Origin of the sequence: Myroides oncorhynchi (assembly GCF_020905415.1) — a bacterium.
GTDB lineage: Bacteria > Bacteroidota > Bacteroidia > Flavobacteriales > Flavobacteriaceae > Flavobacterium > Flavobacterium oncorhynchi_A.
Window position 1 is genome coordinate 1,195,910 of record NZ_JAJJMP010000001.1, and the last position, 26,131, is coordinate 1,222,040.

At 35.6% G+C, this 26,131-nt stretch carries 25 protein-coding genes, 1 tRNA gene and 1 pseudogene; 14 read left to right on the forward strand and 13 right to left on the reverse strand.

Going from position 1 to position 26,131, the window contains the following annotated elements; genetic code table 11:
* Positions 1-191: 191 nt before the first annotated feature.
* Positions 192-2,318, reverse strand: coding sequence for a Tex family protein (locus LNQ81_RS05270; RefSeq protein ID WP_229945111.1), 2,127 nt, complete (start codon positions 2,316-2,318; stop codon positions 192-194).
* A gap of 56 nt (positions 2,319-2,374) precedes the next feature.
* Between LNQ81_RS05270 and LNQ81_RS05275 the strand changes: the two genes are divergently transcribed.
* Positions 2,375-2,638 carry a DUF1294 domain-containing protein gene (locus tag LNQ81_RS05275; protein ID WP_229945112.1) on the forward strand — a complete coding sequence of 88 codons (264 nt, stop codon included), beginning with the start codon at positions 2,375-2,377 and terminating at the stop codon, positions 2,636-2,638.
* A gap of 109 nt (positions 2,639-2,747) precedes the next feature.
* Here the strand turns inward: LNQ81_RS05275 and LNQ81_RS05280 are convergent, their stop codons facing one another.
* Positions 2,748-3,371 (reverse strand): hypothetical protein, encoded by a 624-nt coding sequence (locus LNQ81_RS05280; RefSeq protein ID WP_229945113.1) that lies wholly within the window; start codon positions 3,369-3,371, stop codon positions 2,748-2,750.
* Positions 3,372-3,444: 73 nt separating this feature from the next.
* Positions 3,445-4,245 (reverse strand): AraC family transcriptional regulator, encoded by an 801-nt coding sequence (locus LNQ81_RS05285; protein ID WP_229945114.1) that lies wholly within the window; start codon positions 4,243-4,245, stop codon positions 3,445-3,447.
* A gap of 66 nt (positions 4,246-4,311) precedes the next feature.
* Between LNQ81_RS05285 and LNQ81_RS05290 the strand changes: the two genes are divergently transcribed.
* From LNQ81_RS05290 to LNQ81_RS05300, 3 genes are all read left to right on the forward strand, one after another.
* A complete protein-coding gene (locus LNQ81_RS05290; RefSeq protein WP_229945115.1) occupies positions 4,312-5,457 on the forward strand; it encodes an Atu1372/SO_1960 family protein in 1,146 nt (381 codons plus the stop codon).
* 182 nt (positions 5,458-5,639) lie between these two features.
* Positions 5,640-5,984, forward strand: a complete 345-nt coding sequence (locus tag LNQ81_RS05295) for a DUF6934 family protein (RefSeq protein WP_229945116.1) — start codon at positions 5,640-5,642, stop codon at positions 5,982-5,984.
* 21 nt (positions 5,985-6,005) lie between these two features.
* Positions 6,006-6,212, forward strand: coding sequence for a hypothetical protein (locus tag LNQ81_RS05300; RefSeq protein ID WP_229945117.1), 207 nt, complete (start codon positions 6,006-6,008; stop codon positions 6,210-6,212).
* Positions 6,213-6,368: 156 nt separating this feature from the next.
* Here the strand turns inward: LNQ81_RS05300 and rpiB are convergent, their stop codons facing one another.
* A complete protein-coding gene (rpiB, locus tag LNQ81_RS05305) occupies positions 6,369-6,800 on the reverse strand; it encodes a ribose 5-phosphate isomerase B (protein WP_229945118.1) in 432 nt (143 codons plus the stop codon).
* A 48-nt stretch (positions 6,801-6,848) separates the two neighbouring features.
* On the reverse strand, positions 6,849-8,462 hold the full coding sequence (locus tag LNQ81_RS05310; protein ID WP_229945119.1) for an AMP-binding protein: 1,614 nt from the start codon (positions 8,460-8,462) through the stop codon (positions 6,849-6,851).
* Positions 8,463-8,911: 449 nt separating this feature from the next.
* Here LNQ81_RS05310 and LNQ81_RS05315 point away from each other — a divergent pair.
* The 6 genes and pseudogenes from LNQ81_RS05315 to LNQ81_RS05340 form a co-directional block, all read left to right on the forward strand.
* A pseudogene (locus LNQ81_RS05315) lies at positions 8,912-9,250 on the forward strand (toxin-antitoxin system YwqK family antitoxin); the annotation flags it as partial.
* A gap of 135 nt (positions 9,251-9,385) precedes the next feature.
* A complete protein-coding gene (locus LNQ81_RS05320; protein ID WP_229945120.1) occupies positions 9,386-9,610 on the forward strand; it encodes a hypothetical protein in 225 nt (74 codons plus the stop codon).
* Entirely contained in the window at positions 9,594-10,193 is a 600-nt protein-coding gene (locus LNQ81_RS05325) for a toxin-antitoxin system YwqK family antitoxin (protein WP_229945121.1), read from the forward strand. The genes LNQ81_RS05320 and LNQ81_RS05325 overlap by 17 nt, the downstream gene beginning before the upstream one ends.
* Positions 10,194-10,595: 402 nt before the next feature.
* Positions 10,596-12,773, forward strand: coding sequence for a ribonuclease R (gene rnr, locus LNQ81_RS05330; protein WP_229945122.1), 2,178 nt, complete (start codon positions 10,596-10,598; stop codon positions 12,771-12,773).
* 2 nt (positions 12,774-12,775) lie between these two features.
* Complete coding sequence (locus LNQ81_RS05335) at positions 12,776-13,447, forward strand: head GIN domain-containing protein (RefSeq protein ID WP_229945123.1); 672 nt, start codon at positions 12,776-12,778, stop codon at positions 13,445-13,447.
* Between the two features lie 89 nt (positions 13,448-13,536).
* Positions 13,537-14,220 (forward strand): LysE family translocator, encoded by a 684-nt coding sequence (locus LNQ81_RS05340; RefSeq protein WP_229945124.1) that lies wholly within the window; start codon positions 13,537-13,539, stop codon positions 14,218-14,220.
* Positions 14,221-14,915: 695 nt separating this feature from the next.
* Here LNQ81_RS05340 and LNQ81_RS05345 read toward each other — a convergent pair.
* Both LNQ81_RS05345 and folB read right to left on the reverse strand, forming a co-directional pair.
* Positions 14,916-14,986 (reverse strand) — tRNA-Cys (locus LNQ81_RS05345).
* 88 nt (positions 14,987-15,074) lie between these two features.
* Positions 15,075-15,431: a dihydroneopterin aldolase gene (gene folB / locus LNQ81_RS05350; RefSeq protein ID WP_229945125.1), complete on the reverse strand. Its 357-nt coding sequence runs from the start codon at positions 15,429-15,431 to the stop codon at positions 15,075-15,077.
* A gap of 129 nt (positions 15,432-15,560) precedes the next feature.
* Here folB and LNQ81_RS05355 point away from each other — a divergent pair, with 129 nt between their 5' ends.
* The 4 genes from LNQ81_RS05355 (at position 15,561) to LNQ81_RS05370 (ending at position 18,321) form a co-directional block, all read left to right on the forward strand.
* Entirely contained in the window at positions 15,561-17,243 is a 1,683-nt protein-coding gene (locus LNQ81_RS05355; protein ID WP_229945126.1) for a glutamine--tRNA ligase/YqeY domain fusion protein, read from the forward strand.
* Positions 17,244-17,354: 111 nt separating this feature from the next.
* Positions 17,355-17,696: a YtxH domain-containing protein gene (locus LNQ81_RS05360; protein ID WP_229945127.1), complete on the forward strand. Its 342-nt coding sequence runs from the start codon at positions 17,355-17,357 to the stop codon at positions 17,694-17,696.
* Between the two features lie 11 nt (positions 17,697-17,707).
* Positions 17,708-18,058: a hypothetical protein gene (locus LNQ81_RS05365; RefSeq protein WP_229945128.1), complete on the forward strand. Its 351-nt coding sequence runs from the start codon at positions 17,708-17,710 to the stop codon at positions 18,056-18,058.
* A gap of 11 nt (positions 18,059-18,069) precedes the next feature.
* Complete coding sequence (locus LNQ81_RS05370) at positions 18,070-18,321, forward strand: DUF6327 family protein (protein WP_229945129.1); 252 nt, start codon at positions 18,070-18,072, stop codon at positions 18,319-18,321.
* 44 nt (positions 18,322-18,365) lie between these two features.
* Here LNQ81_RS05370 and LNQ81_RS05375 read toward each other — a convergent pair whose 3' ends face one another.
* The 6 genes from LNQ81_RS05375 to LNQ81_RS05400 form a co-directional block, all read right to left on the reverse strand.
* Complete coding sequence (locus LNQ81_RS05375) at positions 18,366-19,352, reverse strand: SPFH domain-containing protein (protein WP_229945130.1); 987 nt, start codon at positions 19,350-19,352, stop codon at positions 18,366-18,368.
* A gap of 58 nt (positions 19,353-19,410) precedes the next feature.
* Positions 19,411-19,929 (reverse strand): hypothetical protein, encoded by a 519-nt coding sequence (locus tag LNQ81_RS05380; protein ID WP_229945131.1) that lies wholly within the window; start codon positions 19,927-19,929, stop codon positions 19,411-19,413.
* A gap of 120 nt (positions 19,930-20,049) precedes the next feature.
* Positions 20,050-21,564, reverse strand: coding sequence for a glutamate--tRNA ligase (gltX, locus tag LNQ81_RS05385; RefSeq protein ID WP_229945132.1), 1,515 nt, complete (start codon positions 21,562-21,564; stop codon positions 20,050-20,052).
* 93 nt (positions 21,565-21,657) lie between these two features.
* On the reverse strand, positions 21,658-22,950 hold the full coding sequence (gene flxY, locus LNQ81_RS05390) for a flexirubin biosynthesis putative acyl-CoA ligase FlxY (protein WP_229945133.1): 1,293 nt from the start codon (positions 22,948-22,950) through the stop codon (positions 21,658-21,660).
* Positions 22,950-24,605, reverse strand: coding sequence for a C45 family autoproteolytic acyltransferase/hydolase (locus LNQ81_RS05395; RefSeq protein ID WP_229945134.1), 1,656 nt, complete (start codon positions 24,603-24,605; stop codon positions 22,950-22,952). The genes flxY and LNQ81_RS05395 overlap by 1 nt, the downstream gene beginning before the upstream one ends.
* Positions 24,589-26,127 carry a phytoene desaturase family protein gene (locus tag LNQ81_RS05400; protein WP_229945135.1) on the reverse strand — a complete coding sequence of 513 codons (1,539 nt, stop codon included), beginning with the start codon at positions 26,125-26,127 and terminating at the stop codon, positions 24,589-24,591. Before LNQ81_RS05400 ends, LNQ81_RS05395 begins: the two co-directional genes overlap by 17 nt.
* Between the last annotated feature and the right edge of the window lie 4 nt (positions 26,128-26,131).

Consider the following 26,131-nt stretch of genomic DNA (forward strand, 5'->3'; position numbering starts at 1 on the left):
AAAAAAAGTGCCTATCTTGACAATAATAGATAGGCACTTTCACTTATAAAACATAATAAAAACACTACTTACCTGTTCGTTTTCTTTTTCAATAACACTTTATTGTTTTCAAACTCAAGTACTACATTAAAAACAACTACCGTGCCAAAAACAAAGTTTCAAGAAGTATTTTTAAAATAAATGTCCTTTTATTATTCTAAGATCATAGATAGCTGTACTCTCTTTTTAGCTACATCTACATCAGTAACCTTAACTTGTACATGTTGATGCAGCTTAACCACCTCATTAACATCTGAAACAAAACCAGCTTTTAACTGAGATATATGAACTAGTCCACTTTCTTTAATCCCTACATCAACAAAACAACCAAAATTGGTAATATTATTAATTATACCAGGTAGTACTTGCCCTATCTTTAAATCTGTAATCTGTTTCACACTAGGGTCAAACTCAAATACCTTAGCACTTCTTCTAGGATCAAGCCCTGGCTTCTCTAACTCTTTCAAGATATCTTGTAACGCTAATACTCCTACTTCTCCAGTAACATATTTCTTAGTATCCACTTGAGCGATTAATGCCTTATTTGAAATCATATCACCAATAGAGACTTTCATATCCTTAGCAATCTTCTCTACTACACTATATGCTTCAGGGTGAACTGCAGAATCATCTAATGGATTCTTTGCATCCTTAATTCGCACGAATGCCGCTGCCTGCTGGAATGCTTTCTCTCCTAATCGAGGTACTTTTTTTAGTGCTGCTCTACTGGTAAATGGTCCATTATCAGCCCTATATTGAACGATATTCTCAGCCATCTTCTCCCCTATACCAGATACATAACTTAATAGAGATTTACTCGCGGTATTAAGATTTACCCCAACTGAGTTCACACATTTCATCACCACATTATCTAACTCCTTCTTAAGCATCGTCTGATCCACATCGTGTTGATATTGACCTACACCGATAGACTTAGGATCTATCTTCACTAACTCTGCTAAAGGATCTGATAGACGACGTCCGATAGACACAGCACCTCTAACCGTTACATCATAAGTAGGAAACTCTTCTCTCGCTATCTTAGATGCAGAATATACAGATGCTCCAGCCTCATTCACTATAAATACTTGTACTGGTTTGTCAAAAGCGATCTTCTTAATAAAGAACTCTGTCTCTCTAGAAGCAGTACCATTACCGATAGCGATAGCCTCCACATTATAGGCATTCACCATAGAGCGGATCTTCTTCATTGCCATAGTTGTATCCTTCTGTGGTGCGTGAGGAAATATAGTCTCGTTATATAGCAAGTCTCCTTGCTCATCTAGACAGACTACCTTACACCCTGACTTAAATCCAGGATCTAACGCTAATATTCTCTTTTGACCTAATGGCGAGCCTAATAATAACTGTGTCAAGTTATCAGCGAACACTTGTATCGAATTAGCATCTGCTTTCTCCTTTGCTTCACTTAATGCCTCGTTAGATAACGCAGGTTCTAATAATCGTTTATAGCTATCTGCTACAGCCTTCTCTACTATCTTCCCACATTCATTCTTTCCTTTTACTACATTGTCTTCTATAAAGCTAATCGCCTCGTCTTTCTCTATTGCTACGTTAAACTTAATGAACCCCTCGTTCTCTGCTCTTAGTATCGCTAATAAACGGTGTGCAGGTATCTTGTACACAGGTTCAGCCCAATCAAAATATTGTACGAACTTCTGTGCAAGCTCGTCATCCTTCTTAGCCTTAACCACCTTAGTAGTGATCACACCACTGCGTTGAAATTTTCTTCTCAGTGATTTACGCACATACATATTCTCATTAATCCACTCAGCGATAATATCAGAAGCCCCTTGTATTGCCTCTTCTTCACTACCTACTTTATCATTAAGATAGTTAGACGCAATAGACTCTACATCAGTAGCATTCTGAGCCATAATTACTTTAGCTAACGGTTCTAATCCATTCTCTCTAGCTGTATCGGCCTTAGTTTTACGTGTTTTCTTATAAGGTAAATACAAATCTTCAATCTCTGTCAAGTCAAAGCTACTAGAGATCTTATGTCTTAATTCATCAGTCAGTTTACCTTGTTCTTCTATCGAATTTAGGATAGACTCTTTTCTCTTTACTATCCCATCGTACAGCTCACTATATCGTGCTATCTTCTCTATAACTACTTCATCTAAGTTACCAGTACTATCCTTTCTATATCGAGCGATAAACGGTATCGTCCCCCCTTCTCTTAATAGAGATAAGGTATTCTCAATACTCTTCGCACTTGCATTCACAGCTTGTTGAATAAACTCAATCAACGTCATATTTTATTATTTTAAGAATAGCTAAAATACTACCTTTGTAACAATAAATAAATCTTATGAAGTTTTTATTCCTTTATCTGTTTATAATTAATTACCTAGCCTATACCATCTTTGCTCATGATAAAGAACAAGCTATTAAAAACAAAAGACGTGTTTCTGAGAAGAATCTCTTGTCTCTTTGCTTTTTTGGAGGAACACTAGGTGCATGGATTGCGATGAGTAAACTTAGACATAAGATATCTAAAGACTCCTTTAAGGTCAAGTTCTTCGCAATACTAGCGATACAGGTAGCCCTGTTTTTTATGGTGTTTAAAAGATAATACCCCCCCAAAAAAAAAAAGACTTATAACCACAGTCATAAGTCTCTTGTATCTTAATCTTTTCCATCTCTTATTGGTATTTAAAACTGTACAGTTTTTTCAGGACGGGTCAAACATACCAAAAACCAAGATTCATACTGCCCTCGTCGATTAAACCAAGAAGAGAAAGACAAGCCTCATTCCCAAAATAACCATAGCAAATCTCCTTCGTATTGCCTAAGGTTAGACCTAATACGATTTCGGCATATTGGTTATCGCCACGAGTGGAGATAAAGTGTCCTTTTGTGTTCTCGAAAGCATTGAGGTAAGATTCTTCTACAGCATCCGAAGCAGATAATAGAGTAGAGGCTTGGGCGGTATCTTTAAGAGAAAACTTACCATTCTCAATACAGCCAAAGTAGGAAGGCACTGTGAAGTTAGACTTACTTATCTCATGATACTCTATCTGCACTGTATTCATGTCTACCATACTGAAAAAGTCTTGGGTTTCTTTTGTATTTCCTATCACTGTTTCTAATGACTTAATCGCATCCATGGAAGTAGCGAACAGCACATTCGCATACTCGTTATCATAGTTGCGCACTAAGCAATGATATACTAGTCCTTCTACTTGGGTCAGCTGTCGCTCAAATCGAGCTACTACAAATAATAATTCGTCATCACTGACTGTTGCTTTTTTTCTAAAACTGGTGAACTCCATCGCACACACTGGTGCATTACTTAAGCGTATCATACTTTCTATTGTTAAGATTATGGAGCAAAAGTAGAGTAGGGTAGTGACAACCTTTTGTCAGGGGTGTATACGCTTATTTTTTAATTTTAGGATATACTTTCATGATGTCAAAGTAAGAGTTCCTAAAAGCAACTAGGCTCTTATATCCTACTTTAAAAGCGATTTCGCTCAAGGTAAATTCTCTTGTATCTACTAGCTCTATACTCTTCAAGATACGGATGATCTGAAGGTACTTCTGTAGAGTGATACCCGTCTCTAGTTTGAACAGGCGCTGTAGATTGCGCACAGACATAGTAGAGATACTGGCTAGTTCATCTAAGTCTAGCGTTGAGGTAAAATGCTCATTGATATAAGCACATACAGGTATTAACCTATGATCTGTAGGAATAGGTAATTGAAGCGATTGATTCTCTTCACAGAACGATTTTAAACTCATCAGAATAGCCTGTAAAAACTGTTCTTTCTCTAACTCTGTATGGACTACTCTGTTCCACTTCGTCGCGTACTGTAGCATCTCTCTCAGCACAGTAGGCGCAGGGAATATATGTACTTGATCATAGAATGAGTCAGCCGGCACATCTTTATACAACAGTACTTTTAGGTTGATATCCTTCGCTGTAGAAGTAGTAGCGTGCTGCTGTCCAGAAGGTATCCAAGCTACGTGATACTGAGGCACTAGATAGATACAGTTATCTACGTGAAGGTACTGATAGCCCTGTTCTACATAGGTGAGTTGATATCGCTGATGAGCGTGCTGATATTCATCGTGAACGAAGTTGTCCTCATACCATACATACGCCTGTACCTCATTAGTATCATCATATACTCCTAAGAGTTTCTCAGTCAATCCACATTTGATATTGGCGTTTTGCATATATTTTTTGACAAATATAATATAAACTGCATACATACCTTTGTGATTATACTTAAAATAAATAATATGAAAACATTATATACTGCACTAATCACTTGTGCACTACTCTTCACAACATCACAGATTATGGCAAAAGATACCCTAACCAAAATATTAGTACTTATCCACTCTGATACGGGAGGTACATATAAAATGGCACAAAAAATCGCTAAGGGAATAGAAAGCAATCCTCACACAGAGGCGACTATAAAACTAGTACAACCTTCAGAAAACGCACTGTTAAGTAATCTACAGATAGCTACACCTGAGGAGCTACCTACTTATGATGGCATCGTATGGGGATCGCCTGTCTATTTTGGTAATATCAGTACTCCGATGAGTGCCTTTCTAGCGAAGACTGTTGATCTATGGACTGCTCATACCTTAGAAGGAATGCCTACGGCGGTATTTATGTCTGCTGGTAGTGGAGCGGGGAAGGAGCTAGCATTACAGTCGTTCTGGAACAATCTAGCAGTACATGGGATGATACTAGTATCGAATGGCATCAGAGCTATGGATAAGCTAGATAAGAGCATTCCGCAGGGGAACAGTGTCTTAGGAGCAAGTAGCCTTGCCTCTAATAAGGCAGTCGTACGCCCGAGTGAGAGCGAATTACTAGTCGCTTATGAGCAAGGAATGAACTTCGCTAAAGTAGCTACAGCCTTAAAAGGAACTTTTAATAAGACTGAAATTACTATCGCTAAACAACCGACTACAGATATCAAAACAACGTTAAAACAAAAGAATATAATACTACCTACAGCGCCTAATCCTGTAGGGAACTATACTCCGTACTCTAGATCAGGTAATCTTGTCTTCATTAATCAAGTGGCTCTGAAAGAGGGGAAAGTACTCTATCCTGGTAAAGTAGGAGTAGACGTCACAGAAGAAGAGGCTAAGAAGGCTACAGAGCAAACTATGCTTAACGTAATCGCTGTGCTTAAACTTGCGGTAAATGGCGACCTAAACAGAGTAAAGAAAACGGTACAACTGACGGGTATATTTAACACCACTACTGATTATACCCAACATGCTAATCTAATGAATGTAGCATCTGACTTATCCGTAGCTATATTTGGCGATAAGGGTAAGCACGCTAGAGGTACTTTAGGTGCAAGCTCTATCCCTGTTAATTCTCCTGTAGAGATACAAGCTATCTTCGAGGTGGAATAAATAAAGGCAGTCTTTGAATACTGTTATTTAGTCTTTAAGATTATCCCTAACTTGGCATTTCTAATACCCTAATCGGTTAGATATGCGGTACCCATACTACTCACTTACAGCGAATAAAGAAAAAACAGTCTATGAGTTTACTAGTGTATCTGATAGCAAAGTAATCAAGAAATTTATTATCTTTGACCTTATCAAAAGCTTATAATTTAAGCTTTGGAGATAGAACAAATTCTAATGAGGATTTTTTACGTATAAACGATAGAATTGTTAGTAATAATGGTGATATGAATAGAGTATTGGCTACTGTATTTAGGGCTGTCCTTGACTTTACAGATGATAAAGGTTTCTATAAAATATACTTTACAGGCAGTACTCCAGCAAGAACGCGATTATACAGAATGGCTATATCAAATAACTATGATAATCTATCTAAATACTTTGTCATTTATGGATTAACTATTAATGGTGGCTTTGTAATATTTAAGAAGGATACAAAGTATTTTGGTTATATGATTACACCAATTTAAAGACATCTAAACTAATTAGTCATGAAACAAACTATAGAACAAAATAAGCGAATGAAAGCCTCTACTTCAGATATTATAGAAACAAATGATGTTATCTATACAGAAATACACAATCCTAAACTAGAAGCTGCGAACAAACTTTTTGAAGAATTAAAAGCATCAGGAGCTTTAGACAGATTAGATAAACTTATAGAACAAACTAGAGCAGAAAAAAAATCTCAAGAGTAACTATTCTATTCTCTAATGCAATACAGCAGATGATGAAGGAGTATGGGGAATAGTGAAATATATCACAGAATATAATCAAAGACAGTAATAAAACAAAAAAGCACGTAGTCTATAGACTACGTGCTTTTTTGTTTTTAAAATATGCTGATTACTCACTTATGCGCAAGTAATCTTGTTCACTCTATTCTGGTGTCTTCCACCTTCAAAAGCTGTATTTAAGAAAGTCTCTACCATCGCCACAGCTTGTTCTATAGAAGTATAACGAGCAGGTATACTGATCACGTTAGCATCATTATGCAATCTCGCTAACTCAGCTATCTCTTTAGTCCAACACAATGCACAGCGTACACCTTGGTGCTTATTAGCGGTCATCGCTATACCATTACCACTACCACAGATAACGATACCGAAGTCTGCCTTACCTTCATCTATATCTGCACCTACTTTATGTGCATAATCAGGATAATCTACAGATGAAAAGTCATCTACTCCATAGTTAGTTACAGTAATTCCTTTGTCTTCTAAATACTTCACGATAGCCTTTTTGTATTCAGGTCCCGCGTGATCATTTCCGATTGCTATTTTCATTGTGTGTTGTGTTGAATAATTTTGTACAAAGTTAAGAATAAATCTTTTCTACACCCCTAATTCTTCCACTGCTATTTGTCTCATCTCTACTTTTCTTACCTTACCTGATATGGTCATTGGGAATTCTGATACGAACTTCCAATACTTCGGTATTCTAAAGTGGGCTATCTTCTCATTACAGAACGCCTTTAGCTCCTCAGGAGTAACGGTCATTCCAGGTTTAAGAATAACCCAAGCCATAATCTCTTCTCCATATTTATCATCAGGAACACCGATAACCTGTACATCGGCAATATTTGGATGCGTATATAAGAAGTCCTCTATCCACTTAGGTGATATGTTCTCTCCACCACGAATGATAAGATCCTTCATACGCCCTGTAATCGCGATATATCCATCTTCATCCATAGTAGCCAAATCTCCTGTATGCATCCATCTATTCTCATCTAATACTTCAGAAGTCAGTGTGCGATTATTCCAATATTTCAGCATCACTGAATACCCACGTGTACACAGTTCGCCTGCTTCACCTCTAGGTACTATTCTACCAGTTTCAGGATCTATAATTTTTATTTCTAGATGATCTTGTACAGTTCCTACTGTGGTCGTCTGTTTAACAATATCAATACCAATATGAGTTTGAGTAGATACAGGTGAAGTCTCTGTCATACCATAACAGATACTCACTTCCTCCATATTCATCTCAGACTTTACCTTACGCATTACTTGCTCAGGGCATAACGAGCCTGCCATAACTCCCGTTCTCAAAGAAGTAAGGTTGTACTCTTTAAAGTTAGGCAACTGTAACTCTGCGATAAACATAGTAGGTACACCATATAATGAAGTACACTTCTCGTCTTGTACTACCTGAAGAGTCTTCGCTGGGTCAAATCCATCATTTGGAATTACCATTGTAGCTCCATGAGAAGTGCAACACAGATTACCAATAACCATCCCAAAACAGTGATAAAAAGGCACTGGGATACAGACTCTATCTGCAGTAGTGTACTTTAAACGCTTGCCAATAAAATAGCCGTTGTTTAGGATATTGTGATGTGTAAGAGTTACTCCCTTAGGGAAACCTGTAGTCCCTGAAGTATATTGTATATTAACAGCTTCTCCGAACTGTACAGAATCTTCTATAATGGCTAGTTCTCCATCTGTTATTTGATCGCTATCTGATAAGAAAGTATCCCATTCTTCTCCTAAGAAAACAACTTCTTTTAACGAAGGACAATCTTCAAAAATCAAGGAGATAATCTTTCTGTAATCGCTGCTTTTAAAACTTGGGGCAGATACAATAAGAGATATTTCTGATTGATTAACTGCAAACTCTATCTCATGTGCTCGATAAGCAGGGTTAATATTAACTAGAATTACCCCTATACGAGCTGTAGCAAACTGCATGAGCACCCATTCATAACAGTTGGGCGCCCATATCCCTACGCGATCCCCTTTCTGTATATTGTGCGCTAACAATGATTTTGCAACTTGAGTAGTCAAGTTATAGAACTCTTGGTAAGTTGCTCTGAATCCTTGATGAACGCTGACTAATGCCTCGTTATTGGGGTATTGATCTGTTATCTTTTTTAGATTCTGTCCTATGGTTTCTCCTAACAATGGTGTATCAGATGCACCATGCACATAAGAAATAGTGTTCATAAATATAATTTTTTTGTTGGTTTTTCTAAAGTACGAAATTTTAAATACAATTCGGTTTATATAATTAATTGCTATAAATAATCTTAGTTATACTACATAAAAGGCATCATTATCCTCAAAAAATTACTCTATTCTCTAATTACGCCCTTTTAGTCAAATCAACAAGTAATTAACACCATAAATATGGGTATAGCAAAAACAACTAACAGATTATAAATCAGTAACTTTATAGAACCCTATAAGTATAATTAAAACAGTTGAATATGAGACAACTTAGATTAATAGGAATACTATGCATAGTCTTCTGTTCTATAAGTATGTATGCACAAATAGACGATGGTACTTACAAATATGCGGATACAAATAAGCCCTAAAATGGGAAGCTAAAGTGCTTTTATGCCAACAACCAATTAGCAGAAGAGGTAACCTTAGTCAATGGTAAAAAAGAAGGTATTAATAAAAGCTACTACGATAATGGAAAGCTAAAAAAAGAATGTACCTACAAAGACAACGAACTAAACGGAACGTTTAAAGAATATTATGCAAATGGCAAACTAACCTACTCTACAAATTACGTAAATGGAGATAGAGAAGGATTAGCTCAAACTTACTCAGAAAATGGACTGCTAGAAGATGAGTACAATTATAAAAATGGAGTACTTAATGGGATTTCAAAAGACTACTTAGACGGGAAGCTTCTACAGAAATCTACCTATATACAGGATAAACTCGATGGGGAATTCTTCTATTATCACCCTAATGGCAAAGTAAAGATTAAAACACTTTATAAGAATGATAAAAAAGATGGTCCTGAGAAAGTATACGCCCCTGCAGGTACGTTACTAGAAGAAAATTATTATCTAAATGGCAAGAGGAGTGGTTTAAGAAAAGTCACGAACACTAAAGGTAATCCTGTTAAAGAAATGAACTATGTCAACGGTCTCTTAGATGGGGAGTACAAACAATATGCTGCTGCTGATCTATACATCAAAAGAACATTCCAAAACGGGTATGAAGTAGGTAGACCGACTCTACACAATGCTAAAGGAAAACTGGTAGATCAATCAGATGTCATTTATAAAAGTGTCCACGAACCACTAGTTATTAAAGCAATGCAAACCTTTAATCCTGATGAAGATGAAGAGTAAAGCTATATTTTCAATTTTATGTATTTTGCTTACTTGCACAATAACAAATGTATATGGACAAGAAGAAGCTGTATTATTTCAACTAGACGGCAAGCCGTTAAATGGCAAAATACAACGATACAATGACTATGACATAAAAGTAGAGGATGTCACTTATGAAAAAGGAATGCGCACTGGGATTAGAAAAACGTACTATCGAAATGGAGTGCTTTTCTCAGAAGGCAAATATGTACAAGGTAAGCTAGAAGGAGAGTACAAAACCTTTTATGAAAATGGCAAGACAAAGGGAATATATGCTTATCAAGAGGGATTAAAAGAGGGGATAAGTAAGTTCTATGATGATGATGGAAAGATAGAATATGAGACATTATTCAGAAACGATAAGAAAGAATTACACCACCGCTTTTATGACAATGGTAAAATAAAATATACAACTACATACGTAGAGGGTATTATTACGCAACAAGATAAGTTTACCTCTAGAGGAAAACTTGACCAGAGAAGTTACTACAAAAACGAAAAAGTAATCAAAATAGACTATTACGAAAATGGGAAGTTCTCACATGGATTAAACTTTGACTAATCCACTTTTACACTACGTTAAAGGAATAAATTGTAAAGCAAGAATAGGATATTGAGGTACCTTATTCTTGCTTTTTGTATTATTTCACTTCTCTTTTTAAGAGATTTTTGGAAAATAAACTAGAACACTATAAATTTGCATTATCAAACGTACTTAAAACAATGAAAGTACAGTGTACTGATCAACGATAAAATATAAGTATTAAATAACTCAACCTTCCTTTCTCTAAAGAGTTATTTCTCGACCTATTTCTTCAAAAACTTAGCTACAAAAGAGGAAATACTATCGTTGATTAAAACAATCAAATTAAAATATTACTAAAAATAGGATAAAACAGTTAGTAATTCGTACATTTAAGAATAATTACCAACCCTATTTTAGGTAAACATAATGAATTAGAAAATGGCAAAAAACCTTAAACATAAGAAGAGTAAATCATTTGATTTTGCTCCTAAAATATTAAAGTTCTTATCTAAGAACACAACCAAATCTTATAACTATAAGCAGATAGCTGGTCAGTTAGGAGTAGATGATACACAAGGTAGAAATGAAATCATTAAGGAGATCAAACACCTTATCGCTAAAGGAAAAATAGAAGAAATAGAAACTGGTAAATACAGATTTATCCCTCAAGCTAATTATGTAGAAGGACGTATAGATATGACGTCTCGTAAGACAGCTTACTTAGTAGTAGAAGGAGTAGAGGAGGATGTATTTATCCCAACGAACAACTTAAACAAAGCACTTGATGGTGATTTAGTTAAAGCGTATATCTACAACAAACGAAAAGGTAAAAAACCAGAAGGTGAAGTGGTAGAGGTTATTGAAAGACACAAAAACCAATTCGTTGGAGTTATTGAAATTCAAAAGAACTTTGCATTTGTCTCTACATCAGATGCTAAAATGTACACAGACATATTCATACCTAAAGAAAAAGTAGGGGATGCTCGCGATGGAGAAGTTGTTGTAGTGGAATTAGAAGATTGGCCAGAGAAAGCTGATAGCCCATTTGGTAAAGTAATGAAAGTCTTGGGTAAACAAGGAGAACACGATACCGAGATACATGCTATCTTAGCTGAATATGGATTAACAGCTGAATTCCCTAAAGAAGTAGATGACTTCGCTAACAAAATAGATACATCAATCAATGATGATGAAGTAGCTAAGCGTAGAGATATGCGTGAAGTGCTTACGTTTACCATTGACCCTAAAGATGCAAAAGACTTTGATGATGCCTTATCATTCCAAGTATTAGAGAATGGTAACTACGAAATCGGTATTCATATCGCTGACGTTTCTCACTATGTAAAAGAAGGTACAATTTTAGATGAAGAAGCTTATAACAGAGCTACTTCCGTGTATTTAGTAGACAGAACAGTACCTATGCTACCAGAAGTATTGTCTAACTTCGCTTGTTCGCTTAGACCTAATGAAGATAAATTTACATTCTCTGCAGTATTTGAATTAGATGACAAGGCTGAGATTAAAAACAAGTGGTTCGGACGCACTGTTACACATTCTGATCAACGTATGGCTTACGAAGAAGCTCAGTATATCATAGACTCTAAAGATAGAGTAATACCTGCTGACACTTCGCTTACAGGTGAAGATCAAGAAATCAGTGAAGAAGTAGCGAATGCAGTACTTAAACTAGATGAATTAGCTAAAATAATGCGTAAACAACGTATGAGTGACGGTGCTATATCATTTGATAAAGTTGAAGTAAAGTTTAACTTAAACGAAAATGCTGAACCTGTAGGTGTATTCTTTAAACAATCTAAAGAGGCTAACCACTTGATCGAAGAGTTTATGCTACTTGCAAATAGAAAAGTATCTGAGTTTATAGGTAAACAAAAGAAAACTTTTGTTTATCGTATTCACGATGAGCCAGATCAAGAGAAATTATTCGGTCTTCAAAATGTTATCTCTAAATTCGGACATAATCTAAACTTTAAATCTAAAGCAAGTATCTCTAAATCTATCAATAAACTACTGAAAGATGTAGAAGGCAAGAAAGAACAAAATCTTGTGGATACACTAGCAATCAGATGTATGAGTAAGGCAAGTTATTCTACAAACAATATTGGTCACTATGGACTAGCATTTGATTACTATTCACACTTTACATCACCTATTCGTCGTTATCCTGATGTTATGGCTCACAGGCTATTACAACATTATTTAGACCATGGCGCTAATGTGAATCCAGAAGTTTTTGAGGTTAAATGTTCTCACTGTTCTTCTAGAGAAAACCTGGCTGCTAATGCAGAGAGAGACAGTATTAAATACATGCAGGTTAAATATATGCTAGACCAAAAGGATACAGAATTCCTTGGTGTTATATCTGGTGTTACAGAGTGGGGTATCTATGTAGAAATAGTAGAAAACAAATGTGAAGGTATGGTGCGTATTAGAGAGATTAAAGACGATTATTTTGTCTTTGATGACAAACAATATGCTTTAGTAGGTCAGTCAACTAAACAACTATTACAACTAGGTGACGAAGTTATTGTAACTGTAAAAAATGCAGATCTAGTGAAAAAACAATTAGACTTCAACTATATTAAAAAAGTAAACTAAACATGAGAAAAATAGCTCTTATTATAGCTTTTATGGCTAGTACACTTACATTCGCTCAGACTACGAAGGTAGTAGGAGAGTTTAAAAAACTAGCTGTTTATGACCAAATTGCCTTAACCCTTATACCTGGAGAAGAAGGTAAAATCGAAATCGAAGGAGATAAAGAAGAATACGTTAATGTAGTAAACAAAAATGGTTTCTTAAAAGTTAAAATGAACTTCGTTAATAGTTTTCAGGGAGAAGATATTAAGGTTAAACTGTACTATAAAGATTTAAGTGAAATAGTTGCAGAACAAGGAGCAACTATAAAAGGAGAGATAGCAATTAAAGCTACCTCATTAATTCTTAATGCTAAAACAGGAGGTATTATTACAGCCCAAATAGATACAGATAAAGCAATAATTAAATCAAGTGCAGGATCAGTAATTACCCTAACAGGAAAAACAAATGTACAAGATGTACTAAATAGTTCAGGAGCAAAAGTAAAAAACAAAGATTTAAACTCTAATCAAGCTCTTGTAACGGTAAATGCAGGAGGAATTGCTGAAGTAAAAGCGAGTGATTTAGTAGAGGCTAAAGTTAGAGCAGGTGGAGAAATTAGAATTTTTGGAAACCCTAAAAAAATAAACGAGAAGAACGTTTTAGGAGGTGTAATTACAAAAGTAAGTGAGTAAAACACACATATTATTTAAAAATAATGTATCTTGCAAAAAGATTTTGAATAAATGCCAATTTTAGGATTGGCATTTTTTAATTATATAGGATGTTTGATAATTTATTAACAGGTGTCACACTTGGATTCTTTCTAAGTTTTATGATAGGCCCTGTTTTTTTTATTCTTATTGAGACAAGTATAACTAGAGGTTTTAAAGCAGCTATTGCATTTGATATAGGTGTAATACTAGCTGATGCGGTATTCTTTGCTATAGCGTTTTTCAGTAGTTTTAAACTAATCAATGCAATAAAAGATGACCCTGCACTATTTCTCTTTGGAGGAATGATTATGTTAACTTACGGTATCATATCATTTGTAAAACTAAAGAAAGTACAGGTACATACCTTACAACTAGCACCACCAAATCTAAGACGTGAATACTTAAACCTCTTTGCTAAAGGATTCTTACTTAATTTTATTAATGTAGGAGTACTTGGTTTTTGGCTAGGTATCATCATCACATTAGGTCCTCAGATGGATATGGATCCTAACAAGATGTTTACCTTCTTTGGATTCACTATTCTAGCTTACTTCATTACTGACCTATTTAAAATATTCTTAGCTAAGAAACTACGAGAGAAGTTAACTGCTAAAAACATCCTAAAAGTAAAGAAGATCAGTAGTATCGTTATTATAATCTTCGGACTAGTAATCATGATAAAGGGGATATTGCCTAAATCAACTGAAAATGGTATCAATCTACCTCTTTCTAATCTAGAGAAGACAAAATAAGTAAATTACACTTAATATAAACATTCAAAATTGGGTAGAAAAGTGTAAAATAATCTCTTTGCCTTATAATGGATAGCCCAGAAATACTAAAATTAATCTTACCTACTTAGTAGAACACTTTAATAATATAAAAATAGAAGAATCAGAATCAAAACTACATATCTACTTCGAAGAAAAGTATAATTATGGAAATCAGCTGATCCACAATCAATCTCAAAAGTCTTTCATAGTATAATTACCATTGAAGACTTTCCATTATGAGGCAAGTCACTTAAGCTACATGTACATCATAATCATTGGACAAATAAACAAACAAGAGAAATAATAATACACGATTGGAATATAATCCCAAGTACTTAGCTGCAAAGCTATAGGTAAATTTTTGGTGTTAAAGCAGAGAAGTCTCAACTCCAATAGATGTAAATAGACGTTAGAGATAAAAAAAATTGTCCTTTAGATTAACTAAGTATTTTACTAGGTTCCCTACTTTTGACTGTGATTCAATATTTCTTCAACATTACCCCAACATTGTTCCGCTATAAGTCCTTTTTATTGAAGAATTCTTGAGCCACTCTTGATGAGCTCTTGACTCAACTATATTGCCTAGTCCCCAACTTTTGACTGTGATCCCTTATATTGTTTTCTTAACTTTTAGACATAAAAAAAGGATAGCTGTTACACTATCCTTTAGTTTGAGGCTTCGAGCGGATTCGAACCGCTGTAGACGGTTTTGCAGACCGCTTCCTAGCCACTCGGACACAAAGCCTTGTCCTTGAATTGGATTGCAAACTTACAACTAATTTTGATATTTCAAAACCATTCGATGTACTTTTTTACAACAATTTGAACACTATTTATCTAACTCCTTGCATTTCAACAGTTACATATTCTACGTCACCACCCACAGGAGGATTGATTTTAGAAACTAGTACCGTTATATCCTCTACCATTGTTATTTCAAGTAGTATTCTATCAATAATTCGTTGTGCTACATGTTCTAACAATTTAGATCTGATAGCCATTTCCTCCTTTACGATAGTGTTTAAAGTAACATAATCTATAGAGTAGTGAAGATCATCTGTAGCTGCTGCCATAGTAAAATCTCCTTTAGCTATTAAGTCTACGCGGTAGTCAGAACCTATTTTTGCCTCTTCATCCATACATCCATGAAAAGAAAAAGTTCTGATATTATTTAATTTAATTATTCCCATAACAGTCGTATTTGTATAATAAAGGCTAAAAGTACAAATAATTTGACTGCTTTATATGTATAATATGCCGAAAGACTATCAGCAATTGATTAGTTTTTTGATACCTTTGTAGTTATAATAATTATTTCCATGTCAACAAAAGAGAAATCATTAAACTTTATTGAGCAAATCATTGAAGAAGATATCAAGAATGGTTTGCCTACAGAAAAACTTCATTTCCGTTTTCCGCCTGAGCCTAATGGTTATTTACATTTAGGTCACGCGAGTTCTATTTGTTTAAACTTTGGATTAGGTATTAAATACAATGCGCCTGTTAACTTGCGCTTTGATGATACCAACCCATCTAAAGAAGAACAGGAGTTTGTTGACGCAATCAAACATGACGTAGAATGGCTTGGGTACAAATGGGCAAATGAGGTTTATGCTTCTGACTATTTCCAACAGTTATACGACTGGGCTGTCCAAATGATTAAGGATGGCAAAGCATACGTAGACAGCCAGACTTCAGAAGTTATGGCGCAACAAAAAGGTACTCCAACTACTGTAGGTGTAGATAGTCCATATAGAAATCGATCTGTAGAAGAGAACCTAGATTTATTCGAAAGAATGAAAAACGGTGAATTCGAAGAAGGTACTCATATCTTACGTGCTAAAATAAATATGGCACATACTAATATGCTTATGCGTGACCCTATCATGTACAGAATCATGAAAAAGGCTCACCATAGAACGAATAACGATTGGTGTATTTACCCAATGTATGATTGGGCTCACGGAGAGAGTGACTACTTAGAGAGTATCTCACACTCATTCTGTACTTTAGAGTTCCTTCCTCACAGAGAATTATACGATTGGTTCTTAGATCAGATCGTTGATGAGAATAATATACGCCCAAAACAACGCGAGTTCGCTAGAAGAAACCTTTCTCATACAGTAGTAAGCAAGCGTAAACTAGCTCGTCTAGTAAGCGAAGGATTTGTGACTGGATGGGATGATCCACGTATGTCTACAATCTCTGGATTGCGAAGAAGAGGGTATACAGCGGCTTCTATTGTCAACTATGCTAATACGATTGGTATCGCGAAGAGAGATAACCTTATCGATGTATCTCTTTTAGAATTTTGTATTAGAGAAGATTTAAATAAAATTGCTCCTCGTGTTATGGCTGTTTTAGATCCTGTGAAGTTAGTGATTACTAACTATCCAGAAGATTATGAAGAATGGTTAGACGCTGAGAATAACCCGGAAGAGGAAGTTATGACTTACCGTAAAGTTCCGTTCTCTAAAGAGCTTTATATCGAGCAAGAAGACTTTAAAGAAGAAGCGAATAACAAATTCTTTAGACTAACACTTGGTAAAGAAGTACGTCTTAAAAATGCTTATATCATCAAAGGTGAAAGCGTAGTGAAAGACGAGAATGGAAACATCACTGAGATACACGCTACTTATGATGCAGACAGTAGAAGTGGAAGTGGAAGTGAAGCGAGTAAGCGAAAAGTAAAAGGAACTATCCACTGGGTATCTATACCACATGCTGTAGAGGCTGAAGTGCGTATCTATGATCGTCTATTCATAGATGAAAATCCTGATGGAAATAAAGAGGTTGACTTTGTAGAATTCGTTAATCCTAATTCACTACAAGTAGTTAAAGGATATTTAGAACCAAGCTTAAGCACTGCTGTAGAGGGGGATAAGTTCCAATTCCAAAGATTAGGTTACTTCTGTGTAGACAAAGAAAGTACTGCCAATAAATTAGTATTTAATAAAACTGTAGGTTTAAGAGATACATGGTCAAAACTTGAACAGAAATAATAGATTTTATTGATAATATAATTATAAAATGGTGTTTTAACTAAGTATTAACGGTTAAAGCACCATTTTTTGTTTAATTTTAAAGTATTAATCATTTTAAAAACAATTGTTATGTCAAAGAATTTAGGAAATACAGCTATCGCAGTATTAGCGGGAGTAGTAGTAGGAGCAGGATTAGGAATTTTATTTGCTCCTGATGAAGGAAAAAAAACACGTAAAAAAATAAAAAAATCCTTTAATGATTCGAAAGATGATTTAAGTGATAAGATTGACGAATTAAAAAAACAAGTTCGCAACACTGTTTCTAAAAAGAAGCATGACTTCGAAACTGGATTCAATGAATTTCTAGCAAATTCAGAAGATAAAAAAGACGATGTTATTGCTAACTTAGAAAAAAAATTAGCCGAATTAAAAGCTAAAGCTGATACAATAGCAGATAGCGTTAAAAAATAATAAGGTAGATAATGGCATTTGAGGATATAAAGGATAATATAAGTGATATACGAAAAGATTCAGAGGAGTTAATCAATACTAGTCTGGATTATTATCGCTTATGGGGATTTAAAGTTACAGCTAAAGCTGGTAGTAAGTTTATGACTTTACTGCTTGTCTCACTTTTTATTATGATGTCTCTTTTCTTATTTTCTCTATGTGCTGCCTATGCCCTAGCTGTATATTTTGAAAGCAATGCTATCGGTTTTTTAATGATGGGAACTTTTTATCTAATCATTGCATTTATAGCTTATATATTTAGAAAGCCCCTAGTAGAGAGACCATTTATCAAGAAGTTGTCTGAAATAATTTTTAACGATTAAATATTTATTTGATGAAGAAGTCATATTCCTCTATTGAAGAAATTAATGCTGATTTAGAGATTCTGAAAGTTCAGAAAGATATTCATTACTATAAGATCTTTCAATCTGTAGATAATATCAAAGAAGAACTAACACCAAATAATCTCGTTAGGAATACTTTTGGTACTGTTACGTCCTTTGTCAAAGGATCTAATAATGCTCAAGCTTTTCTGATATCCGCGGCAATGAAATACTTTTTCAAAAAGATACGAAATAATAAATAGCATAAAAAAAGCTCCTGAACTTTCAGGAGCTTTTTTTATGCTATTTATTCGTCTTCTAAGGCTTGTTCATACCCGCCGTGACTACTATTATCATTTCTGGTAGAAGATCCATCATAACGATTAGAATTACCGTTATCTATACTCATTTCTTTCATCTTGCTACTTGCAGCAAATGATGCTATCATATTCGTCAACATATCACTAGCTGCTGATGGAGCATTAGGTAGTAAGATCAAGTTAGATCTACTATCCGCACCTACAGACTGAAGTGTATCATAATGCTGAGTAACCACTATTAAAGCTGAAGCTTCTTGTGAGTTAATTCCAACTTTATTCAATACATCCACGCTCTCTACTAGTCCTTGAGCAATCTCTCTACGTTGGTCAGCGATACCTTGTCCTTGAAGGCGTTTAGATTCCGCCTCTGCTTTTGCCTTTGCTACGATACGTATTCTACTAGCTTCAGCTTCATATTCAGCTGCCACTTTCTCTCTATCCGCAGCATTAATACGGTTCATCGCGTTCTTAACTTGAATATCTGGATCAATATCTGTAATTAGTGTATTAATTATATCATACCCATAAGTAGTCATTGCCTCATTTAATTCACGCTTTACTGCTACTGCTATGTTATCTTTTCTCTCGAATACATCATCTAATATCAGCTTAGGTACCTCTGCACGTACAACATCGAAAACATAAGATGTAATCTGATCGTGTGGATACTCTAATTTATAGAACGCATCTTCAACGCGATCTTGAATAACCTTAAACTGAATAGAAACTTTCAATTTAACGAATACGTTATCCTTAGTCTTAGTCTCAATTAAAACATCTAATTGTTGGATGCGTAGGTTAACTACCCCTGCCTTTCTATCCACGAAAGGTATCTTAATTTGTAATCCTGAATGTCTAATACTATTAAATCTTCCGAATCGTTCGATGATAACAGCTGACTGCTGTTTTACTGTAAAAAAACCTAAAAGCAATAGTATTACTATCGCTCCAACTATAAAGTACATTGGTGTCATAGTGCAATTTTTATGAATTATCCTGTTAAAATAAAAATTTATTTACTAAATACCAAATCTATTCCTTAACTAATATGATATTAGCAAACAACTTACTTAACTGACTATGCTCTAGATGTTCTATCTCTGGGAATAAAGGTATAAGATATGGCTTTACAGCCTTAGCAGGTAGTGCTAATACAAGTACTTTCTCAGATTTTTTAAGTAGAATTGTTTGGACTTCTGTACCATCTTGAAGAGTAAAACTAAGTTCTCCTAACTTGTGATTCCACTTAAAATTAGTGCTTGCTAAAACACAATTTTCAACTGACTTATTAAACATTCCTGTGAAGTCATCCTTTAATAGAAGCTTATCTTTATTACAGTTAGCTTTATGGTGATAAGGAGTATTGAAAACAGCAGCACCTATCAGCGGTTTTACTTCTATCTGATAGGGAGTCCATTCGCCTATAAGGTGTTTCTGCACGAATTTGATCCATTCTTTCTCAGCCTTTGCTCCAGCACTATCATCATCCTTAGAACACGATGTAAATACCATTCCTAAAGCGATTAATCCTATGTATAAATACTTTCTCATATTGATAGTTGTAAATTGTTATTTAAAATTAAGCAATTAATTCAAATCTATCATCAATATCAAAAAATAAGCTATAACAATAAAAAAAGCCCCAGAATATAATTCCAGGGCTTACTTATACTATTTATTAGCTTCTACAGCTATTGCTAATCTTTCGATTGTTTCTTCTTTTCCGATCATTTCGATGATATCAAACAAGTCTGGACCTTTAACAGCTCCAACTAAACTTAGACGTAGGGGTTGCATTACTTTCCCCATTCCGATACCTTGCTCATTGATCCAATCTTTAACGATTGTCTCAATATTCTTTGCTTCAAATGATTCGATACTCTTAATCACTGCAGCTACTTGATTCATAATATCAGAAGTATCTTCTTTCCAATTCTTTAATGCCTTAGCATCATACTCTGTTGGTTTTACAAAGAAGAAGTCACTTAACTCATAGAAATCAACTACGAATGTAGCTCTCTCTTTAATAAGTCCGACTACTTTCTCTACATAAGCATCAGATGCATCAATACCTTTTTCCTTAAGGATAGCTTGATAAGCCACAGCTAAGTCAGCATCACTCTGAAGCTTTAAATAATGTTGATTAAACCACTTGTTTTTCTCTGGGTCAAACTTAGCCCCAGCCTTGTGTACACGTGTTAAATCAAACTTCTCTACTAACTCTTCTAAAGAGAAAATCTCTTGATCTGTTCCGTCATTCCAACCTAATAAAGCAAGGAAGTTTACCACTGTCTCAGGGTAGAATCCTCTCTCTCTATATCCTGAAGATTTCTCTCCTGATGTAGGATCTTGCCAATCTAATGGGAAAACTGGGAAACCAAGTTTATCACCATCACGCTTAGATAATTTACCATTACCTACTGGCTTAAGGATTAGTGGAAGGTGAGCGAACTCAGGTGCTTCCCATCCGAATGCTTTATATAATAGCTCGTGTAATGGCATAGATGGCAACCATTCTTCTCCTCTAATCACATGTGAAGTCTCCATTAAATGGTCATCCACGATATTAGCTAAGTGGTAAGTCGGCATACCATCACTCTTATACAATACTTTGTCGTCTAATAGACTTGTCTCAAACTTGATATCACCTCTGATAATATCCTTTAAGTGCAATGTCTCTCCAACTGGTGTTTTAAAGCGTATAACGTACGCATCACCATTCGCTATCTTAGTAGCTACCTCATCCTTACTTAACTTAATAGATGTGCTTAACTGCTCTCTATTGGTATGATTGTATATAAACGTCTTTCCTTCAGCTTCTGCTACTTTTCTCAATTCATCTAATTCCTCAGCTGTATCAAAAGCGTAATATGCCCAACCGTTCTCTATAAGTTGATCAGCATATTGTTTGTATAATTCCTTGCGTTCACTCTGTCTATAAGGTCCGAACTTCTCATTCTTACCAATAGTTTCGTCAGGTGAAATCCCTAACCATTCTAAAGCCTCTAAAATATAAGCTTCTGCTCCAGGTACAAAGCGATTTTGGTCTGTATCCTCAATTCTAATATAGAATACACCATTGTGCTTTTTAGCAAATAAATAATTGAATAATGCGGTTCTTACGCCACCAATGTGTAAAGGTCCTGTTGGACTTGGTGCAAAACGCACACGAACTTGCTTAGCCATTTTGTTTTAAATTTTTTACAAAGATAAATACTAACAATATTTATCTACTGCTATTTAGGATAATATTTTCTATCATTTCACTCTACAAAGTGATTAACTGCGTTTATCTATAAACGTAATCGGTTTTCGACTCATCGGATTAAATACAATTGGTTGTAGTACTTCGAAGTCTTCTATCGCTACTTTAGGAGCTACGCGCAACTTTGCTCTAAAAGTATCTTTGATGTTTTTAGAAAACTCGTGACTGTTATCTTCCGTTACGATGCGAATGATGATTTCATCAGTTCCAATCTCGTTTGTACTTACTTCTACCAAGTATAACTTAATTTGAGGAAACGAATTCAGTAAATCAAAGATAGCAGGTGGATATAGTGTTGTCCCTTTATATTTAATCATGTGTTTCTTACGTCCCTCCACAGGTCCTATGCGATAGCTATGTCTTCCGCATTGACAAGTAGTTGAATACTTACGCACCATATCTCCTGTCTTAAATCGAATTAATGGCAATGCTTCTACCCCAAGTGTTGTCACTGTTAACTCACCTAACTCGCCGTCAGCTACTACATTATTTTGTTCATCTAATACCTCTGTGATAATTAACTCAGGGTTCACATGCCCACCTACATTGTGCTCACACTCTGTAAACGCTGCTCCCATCTCTGTAGATGCGTACGTAGAATACAGCTTAATATTCCACTTGTCAGTAATACGCTGTGCTAAGATAGACGGACTCAAATCATCCTTGCGAAGTGATTCGCCTATGCAAATTACCCCTTGTACACTACTGTTATTATAATCAATGCCATTCTTTTCAGCATAGTCGATTAACTTTAATAAAAATGAAGGTACAGCGATTACATACTTTGGTTGATACTGTAAGATCGAATCCCACTGTAGTTGTGGTATCCCAGCACCCACGCGGATTACTCCAGCACCAAGCTTGCGAAGTCCTAAGAAATACGCTAACCCCGCCATAAACCTCCTATCAATAGTCGTCATCAGTTGTACCACATCGCCTTTCTGTACACCAGCTATCTTAAATGACTGATACTCATTCTCCGCTAAACGATCTAAATCACTATCTGTCAATCCAAATGTAACAGGATCCCCAAGTGTTCCAGAAGTCGTAGCATAGTCGATAATTGCAGTCTTCGGTACACAAAAGAAATCATCATTTCGACGTTGTACCTCATCTTTTGTAGTCAACGGCAATTGTTGCAAATCCTCTAATGTTTTTATCTTACTTACATCGATTCCTTCTTCTTCGAATAGCTCTTTATAATAAGGAGAATTCGCATTGACATAAGCTAATACTTCTTGTAACCTTTGCTCCTGATAAGTCAAAATATCTTCGGCTGATTGATAATCTATACGAGAGATGTCCATTACTTATTTCTTATTTTGTTTAAATACTTCTTTATCTGTTTTTCTGCTGGTAATGTTGTTACCTCTTTAGTCAATGCAATATTAAACTGCTCACGAGCTAAAGCATATTCCTTGTGTTGCATATAATACTGTCCTGCTCTATAATACACTAACCAATACGCTGGATTTAAATCCTGATAAGTAGTAATATACTCCTCTAACACTGTTTCCTTCTGCTTTATCTTCTTTTGAAAGATGTGATCTTCTACTCTAAAACGCTCGTAATCTTTAAACGCTTTACTAGTAATAAACGAATCTTTAACTATAGTCAAACTATCTATTCCTAAGTGATAGTTCTCACTCTTGTCCTTAAATATTTTAGTCAAATCATACGCTACAAATTCCCCCAGTTGATAGGGATTAGACGATACCCAGACTAATCGTTTCTCAGGTTGAAATACAATACCATGGTGTGCAAGGAGTTGATTTAACGCCTTCTCATTACCATAGCCTATTTCTTTACCCTCTAATCCTTTGGTATCTCTAAGAATATCCACCATCTTCTGTGGAGTGAGTACCTCATCATTTGTCACATACTCATTCACCTTATCCCATCGATACTGAGAATGACTCTCTTCTATTTGCTTTAGATTGCGTTTATCTTCTTTAAAAGCTTCACTTTGAAAGTGATTAGAGCAGATAAGTGCACTGCTATTCGCGACCGCATATACACCGAAATTCTTAGGTGCGATCTCGATTAATACTGCCCTCTTATCCTCTGCACTACCCACCATAATCGACTCCGATACGAATACCTTTTTCGTCTTGGCTATAGCGATAGCTTGTTCTATATTATCTGCATACTGTAGTATCTCACGCGCTACTACAGAGATAGGTGTTTTTGCTTTTAGAGGTATAGACGACTTACCCGCATTGAGTGTTACTGTCAGTCCCTTCTCATTCATTCCAGATACAACACCTGTCATCCCTCCCCAAGTCACAGACATAAACGCATTACCCTGCTCTGGCTTTATAAATGCGATTATCTTATTCTCAGCAAAATCATCTCCCACATAAAAGTCAAAGTTTCGCCCTATAAGCAATCCGCCATCTGCTGAGTTCTCTCCCCATACCGCTAGCGATGTACAACCGACTAATGCCAAGTCTTGAAAAGCATGGCCTATATCATGTGCACCGTGTAAGTAAAGATTGCGTTGATAAGCCTCTCCTAAGAAATCAAATCGAGTAGTAGCATATTTACTCAGTCCGTAAATTTCCGCTTTATATTCATTAGGGATATACTTATACAAATCCCTATTGTAATATTTTAATGCCTTGATAAGCAGTTTTTGTTTAAATCCAGGAGGAACTAACTCTTCTACTTTCGAGAAGAAGATTGTTTCTTGTTTTTGATATAACGACTCTGTTAGAGCGCCTGTATTCAACCCTATCTGATAAGCATCACCACTAACATATAATTCCCACAACTGTTGCTTATTCTTACTTAAAAACCCCTTATTAGTGGTATACACACTATCATTGACTTTAACCACATGAGGTACTATCGTGTCATAAGCGGATAAGACAGGGACATCTCTTAGCCCTCTCTTCACACCACAACTCGCTACGACAGCGCTCAGCGCTAAAATCAAAAAATAGTTATACCAATGCCTCATTCGTTCTAAACTTATTTAGTTTGTGCATTAAAGTCTCTTTATCTACCATCTCGAGACAAGTCACAAATGCTCCGATAGTCACTCCCATCACACCATGCATACGCACATTCTGTCCCGAGAAGAATAGGTTACCAATCTTAGAACGAGGAGAGATAAATGTCTTCATAGGGCTATTCGCATCCTTGACGAAGCCATACATATTACCGCCTTCTGATCCTATAAAGTCGCGATAAGATAGGGGAGTAGAAGAGTGTACGCTTAATATCGCTTCACGAATACCAGGATATTTAGCCTCTAACTTCGCTAATAAGAGTTGTTCTTTTTCTTTCTTAAACGACTCATAACTTTCGCCTCGACTGTCAAGTTCCTTTATCGTTGATACATTAAACGTATCTTGCCATTGCTTGACTTCCTCTATATCCATATACGTCATCACAGTCATACTATCTGCCCACTTCTGATTTGGCGCAGTACAGTTCATAGACGCCACTAATAAGTTAGGCCATCTATCCGCAACTTTATGATGTGTATCCCATACATCTTCTATACTGTTATAGTGGTATATATTGCTATTCTGATATGGATAACTATCTTTTTTAAATACAATGTAAAGAGAGAATACCGATGGCACCTCTTCTAAACTCATGATACGCTTAACGAATGGCTTAGAGAATCTATCTGCTCCTACCATGCGTATCGTATGTTTAAGATTGATATTAGAGACAAATTGGTCTGCGTGATATTGCATTCCATCAGCCGTTGTACATGAACTTAAACGTTGGTCATCAAAAGTAAATCCAACTACTTCTTTATGCTTATAGATTTCGCCTCCATAGCTCTTAAGTATCTTGATTAAAGCCCTGCTAATTTGGCTACCGCCATTGACACATCGCCAAGCACTCTGTATATAAGAGTTTACTGTTAGTGCGTGTACATACAGGGGTGTCTTTTCCTTATCAGCTACGTACAAAAAGTTAGAACCTATAAGCACAGCCTTTAGTTTCTCATTAGTAGTTATCTCATTTAAGAAATCTACAAGTTTTATACACACTACATTCTCGTCATACCCCTTGCCATCTTCCAGGTTATACATTGGAAATTGATGACATATCTCATTGATCTTATCACAGTAGATACGCAGTGCTTTCTCCTCATTCGGAAAGTGAACAAGTAATTGTTGTACGAAGTTTTCATAGCCTTGTGCATGGGGATACTCAATATTCTCTCCTTCAAAAGAAATCATATCATACCCATCCTTATCTAATCTGTGAAGTTTTAGCTTATCCATGATACCAAGATAAGAGAAGTACTTGTATAAGTTCTCTCCTTCCCTTAAACCACCGATATAATGCACTCCTGTATCGAACACTGATTTGTCTCGAGAGAACGTCTGTAGATTACCTCCATACTGCGTATTTTTCTCTAGTACACAAACCTTCTTCCCTTCTTTCGCTAAGATCACAGCAGAAGCTAATCCCCCAAGACCACTTCCTATTATCACTACATCATACTTCTTCTCCATACAT